The sequence below is a fragment of the Micromonospora sp. NPDC005171 genome (assembly GCF_040608575.1).
Classification (GTDB): Bacteria; Actinomycetota; Actinomycetes; order Mycobacteriales; family Micromonosporaceae; genus Micromonospora.
This window is the reverse complement of sequence record NZ_JBEXIM010000004.1, coordinates 19,703-37,626: the sequence shown is the minus strand read 5'-3', so window position 1 is coordinate 37,626 and position 17,924 is coordinate 19,703. Positions and strand designations below refer to the sequence as shown.

At 70.0% G+C, this 17,924-nt stretch carries 17 protein-coding genes; 9 read left to right on the top strand and 8 right to left on the bottom strand.

Going from position 1 to position 17,924, the window contains the following annotated elements; translation table 11 throughout:
• Positions 1–15: 15 nt before the first annotated feature.
• Entirely contained in the window at positions 16–1,344 is a 1,329-nt protein-coding gene (locus ABZU74_RS08470; RefSeq protein WP_355419860.1) for an ABC transporter substrate-binding protein, read from the bottom strand.
• Positions 1,345–1,627: 283 nt separating this feature from the next.
• On the opposite strand from ABZU74_RS08470, the gene ABZU74_RS08465 reads away from it, so the two are divergent.
• Both ABZU74_RS08465 and ABZU74_RS08460 read left to right on the top strand, forming a co-directional pair.
• Entirely contained in the window at positions 1,628–3,619 is a 1,992-nt protein-coding gene (locus ABZU74_RS08465) for a beta-galactosidase (RefSeq protein WP_355419857.1), read from the top strand.
• Positions 3,620–3,656: 37 nt separating this feature from the next.
• Positions 3,657–4,430, top strand: a complete 774-nt coding sequence (locus ABZU74_RS08460) for a DeoR/GlpR family DNA-binding transcription regulator (protein ID WP_355419854.1) — start codon at positions 3,657–3,659, stop codon at positions 4,428–4,430.
• A 197-nt stretch (positions 4,431–4,627) separates the two neighbouring features.
• Here ABZU74_RS08460 and ABZU74_RS08455 read toward each other — a convergent pair whose 3' ends face one another.
• Both ABZU74_RS08455 and ABZU74_RS08450 read right to left on the bottom strand, forming a co-directional pair.
• Positions 4,628–4,864 carry a hypothetical protein gene (locus tag ABZU74_RS08455; protein ID WP_355420492.1) on the bottom strand — a complete coding sequence of 79 codons (237 nt, stop codon included), beginning with the start codon at positions 4,862–4,864 and terminating at the stop codon, positions 4,628–4,630.
• Between the two features lie 95 nt (positions 4,865–4,959).
• On the bottom strand, positions 4,960–5,208 hold the full coding sequence (locus ABZU74_RS08450; RefSeq protein ID WP_355419851.1) for a DivIVA domain-containing protein: 249 nt from the start codon (positions 5,206–5,208) through the stop codon (positions 4,960–4,962).
• Positions 5,209–5,534: 326 nt separating this feature from the next.
• Here ABZU74_RS08450 and ABZU74_RS08445 point away from each other — a divergent pair, with 326 nt between their 5' ends.
• Both ABZU74_RS08445 and ABZU74_RS08440 read left to right on the top strand, forming a co-directional pair.
• Entirely contained in the window at positions 5,535–6,398 is an 864-nt protein-coding gene (locus tag ABZU74_RS08445) for a helix-turn-helix transcriptional regulator (RefSeq protein ID WP_355419848.1), read from the top strand.
• Positions 6,395–6,604, top strand: coding sequence for a DUF397 domain-containing protein (locus tag ABZU74_RS08440; RefSeq protein WP_355419845.1), 210 nt, complete (start codon positions 6,395–6,397; stop codon positions 6,602–6,604). The genes ABZU74_RS08445 and ABZU74_RS08440 overlap by 4 nt, the downstream gene beginning before the upstream one ends.
• On the opposite strand, the gene ABZU74_RS08435 is transcribed toward ABZU74_RS08440, so the two are convergent.
• Positions 6,601–7,215 carry a TetR family transcriptional regulator gene (locus tag ABZU74_RS08435; protein WP_355419842.1) on the bottom strand — a complete coding sequence of 205 codons (615 nt, stop codon included), beginning with the start codon at positions 7,213–7,215 and terminating at the stop codon, positions 6,601–6,603. The two genes, ABZU74_RS08440 and ABZU74_RS08435, sit on opposite strands and share 4 nt — an antisense overlap.
• Positions 7,216–7,256: 41 nt before the next feature.
• Here ABZU74_RS08435 and ABZU74_RS08430 point away from each other — a divergent pair, with 41 nt between their 5' ends.
• Together ABZU74_RS08430 and ABZU74_RS08425 are read left to right on the top strand one after the other, a co-directional pair.
• Complete coding sequence (locus tag ABZU74_RS08430) at positions 7,257–8,426, top strand: glycosyltransferase (protein WP_355419839.1); 1,170 nt, start codon at positions 7,257–7,259, stop codon at positions 8,424–8,426.
• A gap of 189 nt (positions 8,427–8,615) precedes the next feature.
• A complete protein-coding gene (locus ABZU74_RS08425; RefSeq protein WP_355419836.1) occupies positions 8,616–9,557 on the top strand; it encodes a sporulation protein in 942 nt (313 codons plus the stop codon).
• A 68-nt stretch (positions 9,558–9,625) separates the two neighbouring features.
• Here ABZU74_RS08425 and ABZU74_RS08420 read toward each other — a convergent pair whose 3' ends face one another.
• Together ABZU74_RS08420 and ABZU74_RS08415 are read right to left on the bottom strand one after the other, a co-directional pair.
• Complete coding sequence (locus ABZU74_RS08420) at positions 9,626–9,997, bottom strand: hypothetical protein (RefSeq protein WP_355419833.1); 372 nt, start codon at positions 9,995–9,997, stop codon at positions 9,626–9,628.
• A gap of 178 nt (positions 9,998–10,175) precedes the next feature.
• Complete coding sequence (locus ABZU74_RS08415; protein WP_355419830.1) at positions 10,176–12,218, bottom strand: glycerophosphodiester phosphodiesterase family protein; 2,043 nt, start codon at positions 12,216–12,218, stop codon at positions 10,176–10,178.
• 191 nt (positions 12,219–12,409) lie between these two features.
• Here ABZU74_RS08415 and ABZU74_RS08410 point away from each other — a divergent pair, with 191 nt between their 5' ends.
• Positions 12,410–12,832: a hypothetical protein gene (locus ABZU74_RS08410; RefSeq protein WP_355419828.1), complete on the top strand. Its 423-nt coding sequence runs from the start codon at positions 12,410–12,412 to the stop codon at positions 12,830–12,832.
• Between the two features lie 63 nt (positions 12,833–12,895).
• On the opposite strand, the gene ABZU74_RS08405 is transcribed toward ABZU74_RS08410, so the two are convergent.
• On the bottom strand, positions 12,896–15,190 hold the full coding sequence (locus ABZU74_RS08405) for an ATP-binding domain-containing protein (protein ID WP_355419826.1): 2,295 nt from the start codon (positions 15,188–15,190) through the stop codon (positions 12,896–12,898).
• A 146-nt stretch (positions 15,191–15,336) separates the two neighbouring features.
• On the opposite strand from ABZU74_RS08405, the gene ABZU74_RS08400 reads away from it, so the two are divergent.
• Positions 15,337–15,963 (top strand): SGNH/GDSL hydrolase family protein, encoded by a 627-nt coding sequence (locus ABZU74_RS08400; protein WP_355419824.1) that lies wholly within the window; start codon positions 15,337–15,339, stop codon positions 15,961–15,963.
• A gap of 69 nt (positions 15,964–16,032) precedes the next feature.
• On the opposite strand, the gene ABZU74_RS08395 is transcribed toward ABZU74_RS08400, so the two are convergent.
• Entirely contained in the window at positions 16,033–17,163 is a 1,131-nt protein-coding gene (locus tag ABZU74_RS08395) for a hypothetical protein (protein WP_355419822.1), read from the bottom strand.
• A 95-nt stretch (positions 17,164–17,258) separates the two neighbouring features.
• Between ABZU74_RS08395 and ABZU74_RS08390 the strand changes: the two genes are divergently transcribed.
• Positions 17,259–17,915, top strand: a complete 657-nt coding sequence (locus ABZU74_RS08390) for a response regulator transcription factor (protein ID WP_355419820.1) — start codon at positions 17,259–17,261, stop codon at positions 17,913–17,915.
• Positions 17,916–17,924 lie beyond the last annotated feature (9 nt).

Genomic DNA, 17,924 nt, shown 5'->3' with positions numbered 1-17,924 from the left:
CTCCCCCTTCCGCCGTCAGTCAGTGAAGATCGACTTCTTCTGGTTCTCGATGGACGAGGTGAGGCCGTCGATGTCCTTGGGGTTCTTGATGAACTGCTGGATCGCCGGGATCATCACCGTGGAGGCGAAGTCCGGCCGGGTGTCCCGGTCGAGGAACTGGGCGATCTCGGTGGCTGACCCGACCAGTTCGGCGGCCTTCTTCTGCAGCGCGGTGTAGCCGCCGACGTCCGCGCCACTGTTGGCCACGAGGACGGCCGGGTCGTTCTTGAGGTTGATGTCCGCAGCGGCCTTGCCGCCGAGGTACTCCAGCAGCTTGCGCGCGTTGTCCTCGTTCTTGGGCTTGCGCGCCATCATGTAGCCGTCGATCGGCGCGTCCAGCGCCTTGGCGCCGATGGCCGGGTCGATCTCGGGGAAGGTGAAGAAGTCGAGGTCGTCCTGCTCGTCGTTGCTGAACTGCTGACCGACGAAGAGGCCGAGCAGGTACATACCGCTCTTCTTCTGCTGCAACGACTGCGCGGCCTCCTGCCAGGTGCGGCCGAGGCTGTCCGGCTGGTGCAGGGGGAGCAGGCCGGCCCAGGTGTCGAAGACCTTCTTGACCTTGTCGGAGGTCCAGGCTTCCTTGCCGGCCATCAGGTCGATGTGGAACTGGTAGCCGTTGATGCGCAGGTTGAGGATGTCGAAGGTGCCCATCGCCGGCCAGCCGTCCTTGTCGGCGAAGGCGATGGGGGTGAGGCCGTCCCTCTTCATCTGCGCCCCGAGCGCGGTGAACTGGTCCAGGGTGGTGGGCACCTGGTAGCCGTGCTGCTGCCAGACCGACTTGCGGTAGAAGACCGCCCACGGGTAATACGTCGCCGGCACGAAGTACTGTTTGCCGTCGTCGCCGGTGGATGCCTTCTTGAAGGCGTCGGAGTAGCCGGAGAGCTTGCCCCACACGTCGCTGATGTCGCTGGCCAGGCCCTTCTGCGCGAAGAAGCGCATCCGGTAGCCGGCGAACCAGGTGAACACGTCGTCGGGCTTGCCCTGTAGGTAATTGTTGATGTTCTCCTGGAACGTGTTGTGGTCGACCGTATTCACCGCGACCTGCACCCCGGACGAGGTCTTGAAGCCGTCGGTGACCTTGACCAGGACGTCCTTCGGCTTCGGGTCGGACTGGTTCGAGCCGAGCGACACGTCCTTGCTGGACCCCCCGGAGCCGGAGTCGTCGCCGCAGCCGGCGAGCAGTCCGGTGCCGAGCAGCGCGCCCGTGCCGGCCGCGCCGGCCAGCAACGACCGTCGGTTGATGCCGGCGACTGAGGGCGGTACGAGCCGAGCCAGGTACTCGGCTTGGGATTGGGGACGGGACATCTGTGCCTCCTGCGGATGAAGAGGTGCTACGCCCAAGGGCCGTCAGGGTGGTGAAGGCAGGTCCGGCGTCGTGATCGCACATTGAGATCCACCGAGAATCCACATTGGCGAACACGAACGGCCATTGGGGCCTCAAGCTACCCTGCAGTCAGGCGCTGTCAAGAGGGCAGTTCGCCTCTGATAACCCAGTCGTGACGCGGCCGTTACCTGGTAAACGTTGGAAAGAACCTCGATGTTGGAACCTGTTGACTTCCGTGGGCCAGCGGGTGCACCCTCAGCTGTCATGCGGCGATGGCAGGGTGACAGCATCTATTTCGGCGGCGACTACAACCCCGAGCAGTGGCCCGAGGAGACCTGGTCCGAGGACGTCGACCTGATGCGCCAGGCCGGGGTCAACCTGGTCTCCGTCGGCATCTTCTCCTGGGCGCTGCTGGAGCCCACCCCGGGGCGGTTCGAGTTCGGCTGGCTGGACCGGGTTCTGGACCTTCTGCACGACGGCGGCATCCAGGTCGACCTGGCCACCGCCACGGCCAGCCCGCCGCCGTGGTTGGCCCGCGCGCACCCGGAGACGCTGCCCCGTCGGGCCGACGGCGCGATCCTCTGGCCCGGGGGACGACAGGCGTACTGCCCCAGCTCACCGGTGTTCCGCGAGCGGTCGCTGGAGCTCGTACGCGCGGTCGCCGGCCGGTACGCCGAGCACCCCGCCGTGGTCATGTGGCACGTCTCCAACGAACTGGGCTGCCACAACGTGCACTGCTACTGCGATGTCAGCGCCGAGGCGTTCCGTGGTTGGCTGCGCGAGCGCTACGGCGACCTGGACCGGCTCAACGACGCCTGGGGCACCGCGTTCTGGAGCCAGCGCTACGGCGACTGGGCCGAGATCAACCCACCGCGCACCGCGCCGACGTTCGCCAACCCCACGCAGCAGCTGGACTTCCTGCGGTTCTCCTCCGACGAGCAGCGCGCCCAACTGCGCGCCGAGCGTGAGGTGCTGCAGACGCTGGTCCGGCAGCCGATCACCACCAACTTCATGATCGGCCTGGGCATCAAGCACATGGACTACCACTCCTGGGCGTCCGACGTGGACCTGGTCTCCAACGACCACTACCTGACCGCCGCCGACCCGCAGGCGCACCTCGGGCTGGCGCTCGCCGCCGATCACACCCGGGGCGTCGCCGGCGGCGACCCGTGGCTGCTGATGGAGCACTCCACCAGCGCGGTCAACTGGCAGCCGCGCAACGTGGCGAAGCTGCCCGGGCAGCTGCGCCGCAACAGCCTCGCGCACGTCGCCCGCGGCGCCGACGGGGTGCTCTTCTTCCAGTGGCGCGCCTCCCGGGCCGGCGCGGAGAAGTTCCACTCCGCGCTGGTCCCGCACGCCGGGCCGGACACCAAGGTGTTCCGCGAGGTCTGCCAGCTCGGCGCGGACCTCAAGGCCCTCGCCGAGGTACGCGGCAGTCGGGTGGACGCCGACGTGGCGATCCTGTTCGACTGGGAGGCGTGGTGGGGTGTCGAGTTGGACTCGCACCCCAGCGTCGACGTCACCTACGCCGACCGACTCAAAGCCCTGTACGACTCGCTCTGGCGGGCCGGCGTGACCGCCGACATCGTCCACCCGTCGACCGACCTCAGCGACTACCGGCTGGTCCTGGTGCCGACCCTCTACCTGGTCCGGGACGCCGACGTCGCCGCCCTGCACCGCTACGTCGAGGCCGGTGGCACCGCGGCGGTCACCTACTTCAGCGGCATCGTCGACGCCAACGACCACATCCGGCTGGGCGGCTACCCGGGCGCGTTCCGGGAGTTGCTCGGCGTCCGTACCGAGGAGTTCTTTCCGCTGCGCGAGGGCGAGCAGGTCCACCTCGACGACGGCAGCACCGCCGACGTGTGGACCGAGTGGGTGCACACCGACGGCGCCGAGGTGCTCGCGTCGTACACCGATGGGCCCTTGCCCGGCGTGCCGGCGCTGACCCGGCACCGGGTGGGCGACGGCGCCGCCTGGTATGTCGGCACCCGGCTGGACGGCCCGGCCACCGACCGGCTGGTGGCCCGGCTGCTCGCCGAGGCCGGCGTCCGCCCGGCGGCGTCGGCGCCGACCGGGGTGGAGGTGGTCCGCCGCCGCGACGGCGACCGGACGTGGCTGTTCGCGATCAACCACACCGACACCGAGGTACGCCTGCCGGCGCGCGGCGTCGAGCTGTTGACCGGAGGACACTGCGCGGGTGAGCTGACGCTGCCGGCCGGTGAGGTGGCGGTGGTCCGTGAGGATCAGACCTGATTCTGACGACAGTCACGGTGCGAAGGAGATTCCCCAGATGCTCGCCCAGCAGCGGCAGACCGCGATCCTCGATCTGATCCGCCAGCGTGGCGGGGTTCGGGTGAGTCACCTGGTCAGCCGGTTCGGCGTGTCCGACATGACGATCCGGCGTGACCTGGAGGTGTTGGCCGAGCGCGGCCTGGTCGACAAGGTGCACGGTGGCGCGACCCTCGCCGGGCCGGGCTCGGCCGAGGAACCCGGCTTCGCCGCGAAGTCGATCCGCCAGCAGGCGGAGAAGCGCGCCATCGCCGAGCGGGCGGCGACGATGGTGGAGCCGGGGATGGCCATCGCGCTCTCCGCCGGCACCACCACCGCCGCGCTGGCCACGCTCCTCTCCGACGTACGCGGGCTGACAGTGGTGACCAACTCGATCCCGGTGGCCGACGCGCTCTACCAGAACCCCCGCGCGGACCAGACAGTCGTGTTGACAGGCGGCATCCGCACCCCGTCGGACGCGTTGACCGGGCCGGTGGCCGAGGCGGCGATCAGCGCCCTCAACGTCGACCTGCTGTTCCTCGGCGTGCACGGCCTCAGCCCACGCACCGGGTTCACCACCCCCAACCTGCTGGAGGCCGGGGTCAACAGGTGCCTCATCGGCGCGGCCCGCCGGCTCGTGGTGCTCGCCGACCACACCAAGTGGGAGACGATCGGCATCGCCACCATCGCCCCACTGGAGGCCGCCGACGTGCTGATCACCGACGTCGGGTTGCCGGCCGAGGCACGTACCACGATCGGCGAGCAGGTCGGCGAACTGGTGGTCGTCGAAGCCTGACCGGGCGGCTGACCTCGTCGATCATGGAGTTGTGGGGGTGGATAGAAGCCGCGAAATCGCATCTTTCGACCACCAGAACTCCATGATCGACGGATTGGAGGGCCTGCTAGTGGTCGTTCAGCATGAGCCCCACCGCCGCAGCGAGCACCGCTGGACGTGCCCGTCTCCCGTCTCCATCGGCCAGACTGTAGATCAACCTATGGACCGCCATCGGGCAGGCAGGGGCCGACGTGGTCGGCCTTCCTCGCGCAGCGGCGGCGATCGGGCATGATCCCGTCGCAGAAAACCCAATGTCGTACGTGCTGCGCGTCCTCCGCCGACACGGTGATGCCAGCGACGTCGACCTGCGGCGTCGAGGTCAGCGACCGGGCGAGAGTACGGGCCATGTCCAGTGTCCCGGCCAGGTCGGGAACCGCCACCGGCAGGTGGATCACGTGTCGGGGCGGCGGTTCGGTCGACTCGGTGAACGCCAGCACGGCGGCCCGAGGCAGCGGTACGAAGATCCCGCCGGGCGGCTCGTCCGGCGGGATCACGGCCGACGCCTCTCGGACCAGGCACCCTGTCGGGCACGCAGCGCCCGCTTCATCCGGGCGTTCTCCTCACTGAGCTGCGCCAGGTCGTGGTGCAGCGCGGTCAGGTCGAGCGCGACGCGGTGCAGGAACCGCCGCACCTCCGCGGGGTTGAGGCCCCGCCGGCCGAAGCCGACGGTAGCGAACTGGTGGTCGCGGACGTGCCGCGGATGCAGCCGGCCGCCGTCGTGGAGCGTGCCTCTGGGCATCGGTCACCTCTCGTCGTTCCTCGATGGGTGAGTCAGGGTCGCGTGGGCGCCCTTTTTCGTGGTAGGTATTCGTTCAAGTCGGTTCGGAGCCGGGATTCGCACATCCCGACGCTCTAGTTGAGACCCGACGAGAGCCGGTAGGCGCCTGCCACTCGCGAGGCCGTCTCTCGTCACCTTCTCGGCTGTTGGCACAGCCGCGGTTGTCGTGTTTGCACCGGGCGTCCCGGGGGCCGGCGATCACCTCACCCGAGGGCCACGGTTCCAGTGGCTAGGAACTGGAGCAATGGTTCCTACGCGGGCGTCGCCAACAAATTGAGAGGTGGACCATGCCGCACAAGCCGTTCATCCGCACCCTGCGTGCGCAATGGCTGGGGCAGCGATTGCGGACCCTGCGGGAGGAGCGGGGGATGACGTTGAAGTTGGTCGCAGAGCATCTGCAGCGCGACATGTCAGCGCTTGGTCGGTACGAACGCGCGGACTGGCCGATCCGCAAGGGTGATGTGATCGCGCTGTTGGATCTCTACGGATTTCACCACGCAGCCGAGCGGGCTCGCCTGCTGGCGCTTGCCGAGGAGGTTTGGCGCACCGACCGGTGGGACGAGAACTATGGCGACGTCGTTGACGCCTCCTTCATCGAATATCCCTGGCTGGAGGGTCGCGCGGAGCAGGTCTGCTGCTTCCACCTCACCCTGGTTCCAGGGCTTCTGCAAACCCGGGAGTACGCCGAGGCTGTGATTCGTAACGCGGCAGAACCGGGAGTCACCGAGGCGACGATCAATCGCTGGGTGGAGCTTCGGATGACCCGCCAAGAGGTTCTGAGGCGACGCCGCCCGCTCATGATTTCTACCGTGGTCGACGAAGCTGCGCTGCGTCGAATAGTCGGCGGGCCGGAGGTGTGGCGTCGACAACTACACCACCTCACACAGGTGCAGCAGATGAGCAACGTGGCCATCAGAATCATGCCGTCCGGGATGGCCCTGCACCAAGGGCTCGACGGCACGTTCTGGATATTCCGGCTGCCAGAGCCGTATCCTGCGGTGGCCTACGTGGAGTCTCTGGGAGGGCGGCTCTACCTGGAGTCGCCGAAGGCTGAGCGCTTTGTTCGTACCTATGGTCGTCTGCTGGACTCCGCGCTCAGCGAGAGCGAGTCAACGAAGTTGATCACGAGCATCGCGGAGGAGTTGTCATGAGCGAGAGCATGCCCAAGGTCGCTTGGCACATCAGCAGCAAGAGTGACAGCAACGGTGGTAGCTGTGTCGAGGCGGGGCCCATCCTGGACGGTTCGGGTCGAGTGGCGGTGCGGGACAGCAAGGACCGGGCGGCGGCAACCCTCGTCTACCCCGCCGAAGGGTGGACCGTGTTCGTCCTCGGGATCAAGGACGGCGAGTTCAGCTAGGGCCGGATAAGTGCCTCGGTGGCCCGGTCGACCAGCCAGCGCTCGGCCTCGTCGTACGACCAGCCACCCTCGTCGACCAGCTGTGGCCAGGAGTGCAGCCCGAAGTAGAACCAGAGCACCTGGGTGGCCTGTTCGACGGTGAGGCCCGGACGTAGGGCGGACAGTTCGTCGAGGCGTACCGCGCCGACCCGTAGCGCCTGCCGGTACGCCGCCGCGCCGTCGCGCGCCGCTTCCGCCGCGCTCGCCGTCATGCCCGGCGCCGCCCTCATCAGTTGGATCGTGTGCGGGCGGCTCTGGTGGCCGTACCGTGTCCCGGCGCCGATCAGCCGCACGACCTCGCCGGGGTCGGCGGCGACCGCGATGGCCGCCACGTTCTGCGCGGTCTCCGGGTCGTTCACACCCGCCTCAATGAGCGCACGCAGCAGCGTCGGCTTTCCGCCGACGCTGGTGTAGACGGTCGCCACGGCAACCCGGGCGCGGGCGGCGATGTCGTTGACCGTCGTGGCGGCGTACCCCCGGGTGATGAACAGATCCTGCGCCGCATCCAAGATCAACTGCCGCGTTTGCTCGGCGCTCTCCTGGCGCCGACTGGCGCGGGGTTGAGCAGCCACCAGGGCACTCTACCGACCCATCTCGTCAGAAGAGTATTCTGATGAACATGCGAGTCCTCTTCTCGAACGTGCCGTCTTTCGGGCACTTCCTCCCGCTTCTGCCCCTGATCCGCGCGTTCCGGCGCCAAGGCCACGACGTTGCCGTGGTGACCGCTGCGGGCATGGCCCCGCTCCTCGCTCCCGAGGGCATCGAGCTGCTGCCGGCTGGCCCCATGCCGGATGTCCTCTTCGCCGAGGTGGGGCGAAAACTGGGCATCAACCCCGCGACCGAGCCGATCCCGGAGGCGGTCGCCGAGTTCTTCGCCGGGGTCCGGGTCGACCTCACCGCCGACGAGGCGTTCGCGCAGGCAAAGAGCTGGCAGCCGGATTTGATCGTCAACGAGATGCTCGACTTCGTGGGGCCGCTGGTCGCCGCCGGGCTCGACGTACCGCTGGCCACCCTCGCCTTCGGCCCGGCGGTGCCGGCCGAGTTCACCGACCCGCTGATCGCGGTGGTCCGCGCCCGCTACGAGGAGCGCGGGTTGCCCGCGCCGCAGCGCGTCCAGGCCGGGCGGTGGCTGCTGGACACCTGCCCACCGGGACTGCAGTTCGAGGGCTTCGCCGTACCGCAGGGGGTGGAGCGGATCGCGCTGCGGCCGGAACCGCACCAGGCGCCCGACGCTTCGACGGGCGGGCACACGCCGCCGGCCGGCGGGCGTCCCCGGGTGCTGGTCAGCTTCGGTACGGTCTTCGCCGACCCCGCCGTGGTCGGCCCGCTGCTGGGCGCCCTCACCGACGTCGACGTCGACGTGCTGGCCACGCTCGGCCTCGACGGCAAGCCGGAGGACTACCAGCTCGACTCGGAGCGGGTGGAGTTCACCCCCTTCGTGCCGCTGGCCCAGTTGCTGGATAACGTCAGCGCGGTCATCACCCACGGCGGCGCCGGCACCACCCTCGGCACGCTGGCCCGTGGCGTCCCGATGGTGGTCGTACCCCAGGGCGCCGACCAGTTCATCCAGGCGGACCGGGTCGCCGCGTCCGGAGCGGGTCTTGCACTGATGCCCGGGCAGGCCGACCCGGCCGCCATCGCGGCGGCACTGCGCCGGCTGCTCGACGAGCCGACGTTCACCGAGGCGGCTCGCCGGATCGGCGCCGAGGTCGCCACGATGCCGTCGCCCGACGGGGTCGCCGAGCGGCTGCGCGCCGAGTTGGTTGGCCAAGGCCAGGGTTGATCGACTCGGGTTCGCTGAAACCGGGGTGTCCTGTCGCCGGGACACCCCGACTTTCATGAACCGGAGTCGATCAACGGACGCCGGCCGTCCGGGCGCTTCACAGCCACCTCACAGGGGTGCTGGATAGGGTGCCGTTCGAGTCAACGTCCGACTCCAGCCTGGAGCGGTCGGCGTCGCACAGGAGTTCCGATGGTCTTCAAGAAGATGTTGAGCGCGTTCGGTGTGGGCGGTCCCAGCGTGGACACCGTGCTGACCAACCCCAACACCCGGCCCGGCCTGACCCTCGACGGGCAGGTGAACCTCGTCGGTGGCGACGCTGAGGCGGCCATCGAGCAGGTGGTGATCGGCCTGGTCACCCGGGTCGAGGTCGAGGGACACGACACCGAGTACGCGGGCACGATGGAGTTTCACCGGATGGCGGTCAGCGGGTCGCTCGTCCTCGCTCCGAAGCAGCAGCTCTCGATCCCGTTCCAGCTGCCGGTGCCGTGGGAGACCCCGATCACCGACGTGTACGGCCAACGCCTGCACGGCATGACGATGGGTCTGCGCACCGAGTTGGCGATCGCCCGCGCGGTCGACAAGAGCGACCTGGACCAGGTGGCGGTGCACCCGCTGCCGGTGCACGAGCGGATCCTGGAGGCGTTCCAGCGGCTCGGCTTCCGGTTCAAGCACGCCGACCTGGAGCGTGGGCACATCCGGGGCGTGCAGCAGACCCTGCCGTTCTACCAGGAGATCGAGTTCTTCGCCTCCCCGCAGTACGCGAGCACCATCCGCGAGGTCGAGCTGACCTTCGTGACCAGCCAGCGCGGTGTGGAGGTCATCCTGGAGTGCGACAAGCGCGGCGGGTTCCTCAGCGCCGGGCACGACGCGTTCGGCCGCTACCAGGTGTCGCACACCGACGTCGACCGGGTTGACTGGGCGCAGGTCGTCGACGGTTGGCTGCGGGAGACCACGTCCCGCTACGGCAGCCTGCGTTCCCAGTACGGTCCGACCCACGGTCACAGCCGCGGGCACGGCATGGGCGGCATGGTGGCCGGCGCGGCGCTCGGCGTCGCCGGCGGCATGATCGCCGGTGAGATGATCGAGGATGCGTTCGAGGGCGACTTCGGCGACTTCGGTGGCGACGAGTAGACGGTCCACAAACGACGACGGTGGCCCCCGGGAGATTCTCCCGGGGGCCATCGTGCGCTGTGAACCGGTCAGTGCCGGGCCTTGCGCTCCTCGCCGCTGCGCCAGTTGCTGCCGGCCTTGGCCAGACCGCGGCTACCGAGATAGCCCAGCGTCAGCAGGGTGATCAGGAACCAGGCGTTGTCGGCCCGGAAGATGTCCACCCCAGCGGAGTTTCGACCGACGACCTGCGACGCGCCCAGTACGGCGGCCACCGCGATCAGGTAGATCCAGAACTCGGTGGTCTTGAACGCCTGCTTGGTCTCCGTACCAGGTGCCTGCATGTCGTTCCGACGCCCGTCGTGCATGACCGGCATCTGCTGCGTCTCTCGCATCGCAGCGGGATTCTGCGGGTCGTTCATGGGCCGGTTCATCGGCCGGGTGGAAGCAGCCTGCGTGCTCATCTGGTCCTCCTCAGGATGCGATGAGTCGTACCTGCATTCCCTCGCCCCGCTACCGCGTGTCGGCCACGGCACGGTTCGCTTTCGTGGCGGGGACAACCCCCGACTACCCGGGGCCCCGGAGCAGGTAACACCGATCGCCGGCCGGAAAAATCCGGCCGGCGATCGGGTGGTCGACTGGTCAGCGCAGGCCGTTGCGGATCGCCACGCTCACCAGAAGGTCCGGGTCGTCGGTGATGATGCCGTCCACGCCCAGGTCGATGACCCGCTGCATCACCGTCGCGTCATCGACGGTGTACGGGATCACCTTCAGGTCGTCGCGCGTCTGAAGGGTCCGGACGTCCGGTCCGTGGAAGTATGCCGGGTTCTCCCGCAGGTACCAGTCGGTCGAGGCGACAGTGCCCTGCTTCGGGTCGTGCACCTGCCAGTTGGCGGACACCGTGCCGGCGCCCGCGGCCCGGGTCAGCTTGCCGAGGTCCTGATACTTCCACCAGTCCAGCCCACCGGTCCACGGGCTCTTCACCGACGGGTTGCCGTAGACCGCCTCCAGCGAGCACTCGTCGGCGAGGGTGGTGCACTCGGCCGGACCGTACTGCCAGACCAGGGCGACCGTTCCGATCCGCCGGTCGAGCTGCCGGGCGTACGTGATGGTGCGCCAGTCGAACGACTGGATGGTGGCCCGGCTGGTGAAGCCGGCCCGCTGGATCGCGTCGACGAGCTTGCGGGTGAAACTGCGGTACGGCTCGGTGTCGTTAACCACCGGGCTGATCTTCGTCTCGATGTTCATTCCGATGTCGGAACGGCCACTCGCCCTCACCAGGGCGAAGACCTCGTCCAGGGTGGGGATCCTGGCACCGGGCGCGGGCACCTGAGCGGGCAGCTCGGGCAGCGTCTTCGTGCCGCAGTCGACGGTCTTGAGCTGCGCCAGGGTCAGCTCGTGCACCGGTTTGCCCACGTACGGGAACTTCTGGTCTCCCGGGCGCACCGGGGCGGTGTCGACGCAGTGCGACCCGTTCACTGTGCGATCGTGCAGCACCACGAGCTTGCCGTCGGCGGTCACATTGGTGTCCAGCTCCAGGGTGGAGATGGCCCGGTTGGACAGCGCGTTCGCGAACGCCGGCAGCGTGTTCTCCGGCCGGGTCGCCCGACCGCCCCGGTGCGCCTGGATGTCGAACGGCGCGGCGTACGCCTTCGGCAGCCGGTAACCGCGCTGCGCCAGCAGGCCCCGCAGCCGGTCCGGGTAGTCGGTGATCATGCCGTCCACACCGTCGTCGATCAGCTTGGCCATGGTCGGCACGTCGTCGACCGTCCACGGGATCACCTTGATCCCGTAGCGGTGCGCCTGGGCGACCATCTCCTTGGTGACGTACGGCTGGTAGCCCGGGTCGGTGACCGTGCCGTTCTGCGGCATGCCGTGCACGGGCGAGAACGCGCTGGCGCCGAAGCTGCGGATCGCCTTGATCGGGTCGCCACCGAAATCGTCGATGTCCAGCCCGCCCAGCCACGGCGAAGCGCCCGGCTGCCCGGTCTGCAGGAAGTCGTAGTTGGTCAGCGCGACCAGCGGCAACGTTGGTTCGACCTGACGCATCCGCATCAGCGCGCCCCAGTCGAAGCTCTGGACGGTGACCTGCTTGAGCAGCCCGGCGGCGCGGATCTCGGCCGCGGTGACCCGGACGAACTGCTCGCGCGGGGCGGTCTCGGTCGGCGCGCCCGCCTCCACCTTGGTTTCGACGTTGAGCTTCACGTCCTTCGCCCGGTAGCGGTTGATCAGGGCGAAAACCTCACGCAGCAACGGCATCCGGGCACCCGGGACGGCGAACTGGCCGGGCTTGTCCGACAGCGTCTTCGAGCCGCAGTCCAGGGAGCGCACCTGGGCCACGGTGAGCGTGTTGATGTACTTCCCGACGTACGGAAACTCCGGGTCGCCAGCCGTCACCGGGCTGGTGTCGACGCACTTGGCGCCACTGATCTTCCGGTCGTGGGTGACGACGGCCTGGCCGTCCTCGGTGATCTGCACGTCCAGTTCGAGGGTGCTCACCCCGAGCTGGAGGGCGTTGCCGAAGGAGGCGAGGGTGTTCTCCACCCGCAGCCCGAGGCCGCCCCGGTGGGCCTGCACGTCGAATGTCCGGTCCGGTCGCGGCTTCGCCTGGACGGGCGCCGCGAGCCCGGTCGTCACCGTCGCGGCCACCAGTGCCGCGACGGCGGTACGGCGTACTGTGCGCACGCTGTCATCCCCTCCTGCCGGCGGGCATCTCCCACCGGTCGCCGGACAGCATGGACATCTCGGGCTGCGGGCAGGCGGCCAGCGGGCGGCGCGACGGTGAACCGCCGTGGACGACCTCCCGGTCACACCGGGTTTGGTCGGCCGGTGGCCGGGCACGCAGTCAGTTCCACAGCTTCTGCGAGGTGATGGACGTGCGTGAGGACGACATGCGGCAGGACGCCGCCCGCGAGGCCGAGGACCGGATCGCCGGCGGCGTGTACGGCAAGGGCGCCCTCGACGAGGTGACGGTGCCGCGCACCGATGTGGAGAGCCAGATCCAGCGAGATGACCCACTCGATCCGGCGAACGAACGGATCGACCCGCAGGTGTTGCGCGACGGCGGCCCCGTCGGTGGACAGGGCGCGGTGACCACCACAGGCGGCACCGCCGGGCCGGCGAGCGTACGCCGGGTGGCCCGGCAGCCGGAGCGGCACCCGGGCACTGTCGCACCGACCACCACCGGCGATGCCACCACCGGCGGCCTCAGCACCCCGATGGGCGGCAGCACCAGCGACCAGTCCACCTCCGCGCCGGAACCGGCCAGGTCCATCAGGGACCGGTCAACCAACGACTGACCGCCTGAACATGCCCGCCGCCCCCGCCGAGCGACAACTCGGTGCGGGCGGCGGGTTTCGTGCTCAGCTCGCCGGCCGCAGGACGCCCAAACGTTGGGTGGCGCGGGTCAGGGCCACGTACAGGTCGCTGCGTCCGCGGGGGGACTCGGCCACCATCCGGTCCGGGTCGACCACCAGCACCGAGTCGAACTCCAACCCCTTGGCCTGCGCGACGGTCAGCACCACCACCCGGCTCTCCAGCTCCGGATGCTCACCGACGGCGGCCTCGGGCAGGGCGGCGGTCACCGCCGCGCCCAACTCGCCCACCCGGCCGGCCGGCACGAGCACCCCGAGCCGGCCCTCGGTCAGCCCGGCCGCCTCCCGACTGGCCTCGGCGACCAGCTCCGCCGCCAACCGCCCGTCGGGCACCGTCCGGTCCCACGGCGGTACGCCGCTCTCCCGCACCGAGCGCGGCGGCCGCAGCGCCGGGTCGATCTCGGCCAGTACGTCGGCGGCCACCGCCATGATCTCGGCGGGGGTGCGGTAGCTGACCGTCAGCTCGGTGAGCCGCCACCGCCGCTCGACGTACGGGGCGAGGGCGTCCGCCCAGGACGGCGTGCCGCTGAGCGCGCCGGTCTGGGCCACGTCCCCGACGATCGTCATCGACCGGCTCGGGCAGCGGCGCATCAGCAGTCGCCAGGCCATCGGCGACAACTCCTGCGCCTCGTCCACGATGACGTGGCCGAACGCCCAGGTGCGGTCGGCGGCGGCCCGCTGCGCGGTGGTCAGCCGGTCGGCCTCCTCCTGCCGTTCCAGCAGCCGATCCGCGTCGATCAGGTCGGTCACGCCGAGGATCTCACCGCCCTCGGCCTCGTCCTCGACGTCGATCGAGCGGGAACCCCGGGCGATCTCCAGCACGCCCTCGGCGTACTCCCGTTCCATCATCCGGATCCGGTCCCGCCGGGCGGCGGCGGCGCGTTCGTCCTCGCCGAGCAGTTCGGCGGCCTCGTCCAGCAGCGGGACGTCGGCCGGCGACCAGCCACCGCGCTCGCGCCGCAGCAGCGCCCGTTCGTCCTCGCTGAGCATCGGCGCGGCGGCGGCGATCCGGTCCGGGTCGGCGTACAGGTCGGCGAGCAGCCGCTGCGGGGTGAGCACCGGCCACAACTGGTCGAGGGCGGCCCGGATCTCCGGCTCCTCGCGCAGCTCCCGGCGGATCTCGGCCCGGTCCGCCTCGTCGAGGAGGTTGTCTCCGCCGAGCGGGTCGGCGCCGATGCGTTCGGCCACCTGCTCGGCGAGCGCGTGCACGATCTCCACGTCGAACAGCGCGCGGGCCAGGTTGTGCGGTCGGTCCGCGCGGCGGACCCGGTCCCGGGCGGCCCGCACGATCTCCGGGTCGAGGGTCAGCGTCTCCCGCTCGACCTCGATCTCCAGCGGCTCGTCCGGCACCCACTGCCGGTCCCGTACGGCCAGCGCCAACACCTCGGCCAGCACCGCTTGGCCCTTGAGCGCCGCGGTCTCGGCCGGCTCGGTCCGTTGGGCGCTCACCCCGGGAAAGAGATCACCCTGGGTACGCAGCAGCACGCCGGTCTCGGCCAGCGTCGGCAGCACCTGGGAGATGTAGCGCAGGAAGGTCGCGTTCGGGCCGACCAGCAGCACGCCACGGCTGGAAAGTTCCCGGCGGTGCGTGTAGAGCAGGTACGCCGCCCGGTGCAGCGCGACAGCGGTCTTGCCCGTGCCGGGGCCGCCCTGGACCACCATCACGCCCGGGAGTTCCGCGCGGATGATCCCGTCCTGTTCGGCCTGGATGGTCTCGACGATGTCGCGCATCCGGCCGGTACGACCCGCGTTGAGCGCGGCGAGCAGCGACGCCTCACCGGTCAGCTCCTCGTGCGCCCCGGGGGAGGCGGTGTCGATGTCGAGCACCTCGTCGTTGAGCCCGGTCACCTTGCGCTGCCGGGTGCGCAGGTGCCGGCGACGGCGTACGCCCTGCGGGTTCGCGGCGGTGGCGAGGTAGAACGGGCGGGCGGCGGGGGCCCGCCAGTCCATCAGCAGCGGGTCGTAGTCACCACTGGTGTCGAAGATGCCGATCCGGCCGATGTAGCGGCGGGAGTCGTCGTCGCCGTCGAGACGGCCGAAGCAGAGCCCGTTCTCCACGGCGGAGAACTGTTCGACCTGATCGGCGTACATCGCTACCGAGCTGTCGCGCTGCGAGCGATCCTGGAGGGTGCCGCCGGTGTTGTGCAGCTCGGCGGTGAGTCGGTGGGCGGCCTGCTCACGCAGCTCGTCCAGCCGGTTGTAGAGCATCGAGACGTACTCCTGCTCGCGACCGATCTCGTCGCCGAGCGGCAATTCGCCGGAACCGCCGGAGTGCCTTGACAAGCCGTCTCCCTAAAGATTAGAATCCTTTGCAGGAACGGCTTTTAGCCGTTCTTTTTTGTGCCTTGGAACTGTTGAAGATAGCGCGTTCCGTCGGTTCTCACCAAGCCGGGCGGTCCGGCGCGCCGGTGATCGCGAGGTGGCGGCGGATGATCCTGCGGACCGGGCAACGGGTGGTCTTCATCGGGGACAGCATCACCGATTGTGGTCGACGTGACGTCGCCGCGCCCTACGGCAGCGGATATGTGAGCCTCGTGCGCGCCCTGGTCGGCGCGCGGCACCCGGAGTTGGAGCTGGAGTGGGTCAACCGGGGTGTGGGCGGCGACACGGTACGGGACCTGGCCGCCCGGTGGGACGACGACGCCATCGCGGAGCGCCCCGACTGGCTCGCGGTGCTGATCGGCATCAACGACATCTGGCGGCACTACGGTGACCGGCCGGATGAGGGCGTCGGCATCGAGGAGTACGAGCGCACGCTGCGCGATCTGCTGCGTCGGGCGGTCAGCGCCACCGGCTGCCGGCTGATCCTCGGCGACCCGTTCCTCATCGAGGCGGACCGCAGCGACCCGCAACGCGCCGACACCGACCGGTACGCGGCGGTCGTGGCGGGGCTGGCCACCGAGTTCGACGCGGTGCACGTGGCCAACCAGGCGGCGTTCGACCGGGTGTTGGCGGTGAGTTTGGCGACGCGCTGGGCCGACGACCGCGTCCACCCGTACCTGCCCGGCCACGCGGTTCTCGCCGACGCGTACCTCAGCGCCCTCGGCGTTTCCTGACCTTGGGTGACTGACAGCGAAGCGCCGGGCCGACCGTCAGGTCGACCCGGCGCGAACACCGCGGAGATCTCAGCCGCGGGCGGCCTGGTAGAGCCGCTCCGGAGTGACGGCTCCGGCGAGCACCCGGCCGTCGTCGGTGAGCAGCACGCTGAACAGCTTGCTGGTGAGGAGCCGACCGCTGCCCCAGTCGCCACTGACCGCCGGCAGTCCGCCGAGCAGCTTCGACACGTCGACGTCCGGCGCGGAGCCGCCCGCTGCCGCAGCCGGCTTCGCGGGGATCTTCCGGCCGACGTCGGCCCCGTCGAGGCGGCTGACCAGCACTGTCGTCCAGCCGGAGCCCACCGCGCGTACCTGCGGGTCACCCATCGGTGCGGCGTGGCCCGGCTTACCGGCCGCCGGCCGTTCGGCCTTCTCCTCGTCGACCGTCACGCCGGGCGGCGGGTTGAAGGTGAACTGGTCGGCGTCCGGGCGGCGGTAGTCGACCTGGGTGAAGGCCACCTCGAACGCCGGCCGGTCGCTGCCCTTCGCGAGCACCTCGAAGCGCAGCGGCACGTGCTGCTTGGCGTCGATGGCGATCCGCAGCTGGTGCACGAGTGAGGCACTGTCGCGCGGTTGGAGCACCAACTCGTATGCGTCCTGGCCGGCGACGGTTGCTGACCGGCCGACGCTGACCTCGGTGCTCGGGTCGATCGCGCCCAACGCCAGGTCGGCGGCCTGCTGCGGGGTGGCCGGCAGGCTCGCCGCCGGCTCGGGGGCGGGCTTCCAGGCCCCGGCGTCGCCGCCCAGCGTGCGGTGGGTGGCGGTGTTGCCGCGGCTCTGCCAGGTCCACAGGTCCCGACCGTTGCGGATGATGTCCTGCTCGCCCAGGGTGTCCATCAGCGCGACCCGCTGCTGGTCCGGCCCGGAATACCAGACCCGCAGGGTGTGGGTGCCGGTCAGCAGGGTGGTCAGCTCGTTGCCGGGAACGAGCCCGACGAGGGACGGCAGACCGAGATCGGCGCGTTGCACCACGGTCCCGGACAACCCCTCCAGCCGGGATGTCTGTAGGTCGACCAGGAGCTGAGCGGCGGTTCGGGGCGGCAGGCTCGGCTCGGCCTCGGCGGCGAACGTGCCGATCGCCGCGCCTCCGCCGATGACGGCGACGGCCGCGGTGGCCGGGACCAGCCAACGAAGGACGGGACGGCTTCTCAGGACGGACATGGTGGCACCTCCTGGGGCCATCCTGCCCCCTGCGTGCTGTGAACGCGCTGAGGACGCCGAACCGCGTCCTTTGACCCGGGTGGCACCCTTGACCTGTGCGCGTGCTGGTGGTGGAGGACGAAGCCCGGTTGGCGGCTGCCCTGCAACGCGGTCTCCAGGCGGAGGGGTTCGCGGTCGACGTGGCGGCGACCGGCCCGGCCGGCCTGGATGCGGCCCGGCACGGCGGGTACGACGCCATGATCCTCGACGTGATGCTGCCCGGCCTCTCCGGCTACGAGCTGGTCCGGCGGCTGAGGGCGGAGCAGCACTGGTTGCCGGTGCTGATGCTCTCCGCGAAGGACGGCGAGTACGACCAGGCCGACGGCCTCGACTGCGGTGCCGACGACTACCTGACCAAACCCTTCTCGTACGTGGTGCTGCTGGCCCGGCTGCGGGCACTGCTGCGTCGGGGCGCACCGGAGCGCCCGACCGTGCTGACGGTCGGTGACCTGCGGCTGGACCCGGCCCGCCGTCGGGTGACCCGGGCGGACGCCGAGGTGGCCTTGACCGCGCGGGAGTTCGCGCTGCTGGACTACCTGATGCGCCGGCCGGGCCAGGTCATCTCGAAGATCGAGTTGTTGGACCACGTCTGGGACGCGAGCCTGGAGACCGCGCCGAACGCCGTCGAGGTGTACGTCGGTTACCTGCGCCGCAAGCTCGGCCGGGACCGGTTGGAGACGGTCCGGGGCGCCGGCTACCGGCTGGCGACGTGACCGGCGACG

What these genes read in the sequence shown, in the direction of transcription:
- ABZU74_RS08400 (WP_355419824.1), top strand. Translation starts at nt 15,337, where the DNA reads ATGATCCTGCGGACCGGGCAACGGGTGGTCTTCATCGGGGACAGCATC.
- ABZU74_RS08470 (WP_355419860.1), bottom strand. Translation starts at nt 1,344, where the DNA reads ATGTCCCGTCCCCAATCCCAAGCCGAGTACCTGGCTCGGCTCGTACCG.
- ABZU74_RS08420 (WP_355419833.1), bottom strand. Translation starts at nt 9,997, where the DNA reads ATGAGCACGCAGGCTGCTTCCACCCGGCCGATGAACCGGCCCATGAAC.
- ABZU74_RS08430 (WP_355419839.1), top strand. Translation starts at nt 7,257, where the DNA reads ATGAACATGCGAGTCCTCTTCTCGAACGTGCCGTCTTTCGGGCACTTC.
- ABZU74_RS08425 (WP_355419836.1), top strand. Translation starts at nt 8,616, where the DNA reads ATGGTCTTCAAGAAGATGTTGAGCGCGTTCGGTGTGGGCGGTCCCAGC.
- ABZU74_RS08450 (WP_355419851.1), bottom strand. Translation starts at nt 5,208, where the DNA reads ATGCCCAGAGGCACGCTCCACGACGGCGGCCGGCTGCATCCGCGGCAC.
- ABZU74_RS08440 (WP_355419845.1), top strand. Translation starts at nt 6,395, where the DNA reads ATGAGCGAGAGCATGCCCAAGGTCGCTTGGCACATCAGCAGCAAGAGT.
- ABZU74_RS08465 (WP_355419857.1), top strand. Translation starts at nt 1,628, where the DNA reads ATGCGGCGATGGCAGGGTGACAGCATCTATTTCGGCGGCGACTACAAC.
- ABZU74_RS08445 (WP_355419848.1), top strand. Translation starts at nt 5,535, where the DNA reads ATGCCGCACAAGCCGTTCATCCGCACCCTGCGTGCGCAATGGCTGGGG.
- ABZU74_RS08460 (WP_355419854.1), top strand. Translation starts at nt 3,657, where the DNA reads ATGCTCGCCCAGCAGCGGCAGACCGCGATCCTCGATCTGATCCGCCAG.
- ABZU74_RS08395 (WP_355419822.1), bottom strand. Translation starts at nt 17,163, where the DNA reads ATGTCCGTCCTGAGAAGCCGTCCCGTCCTTCGTTGGCTGGTCCCGGCC.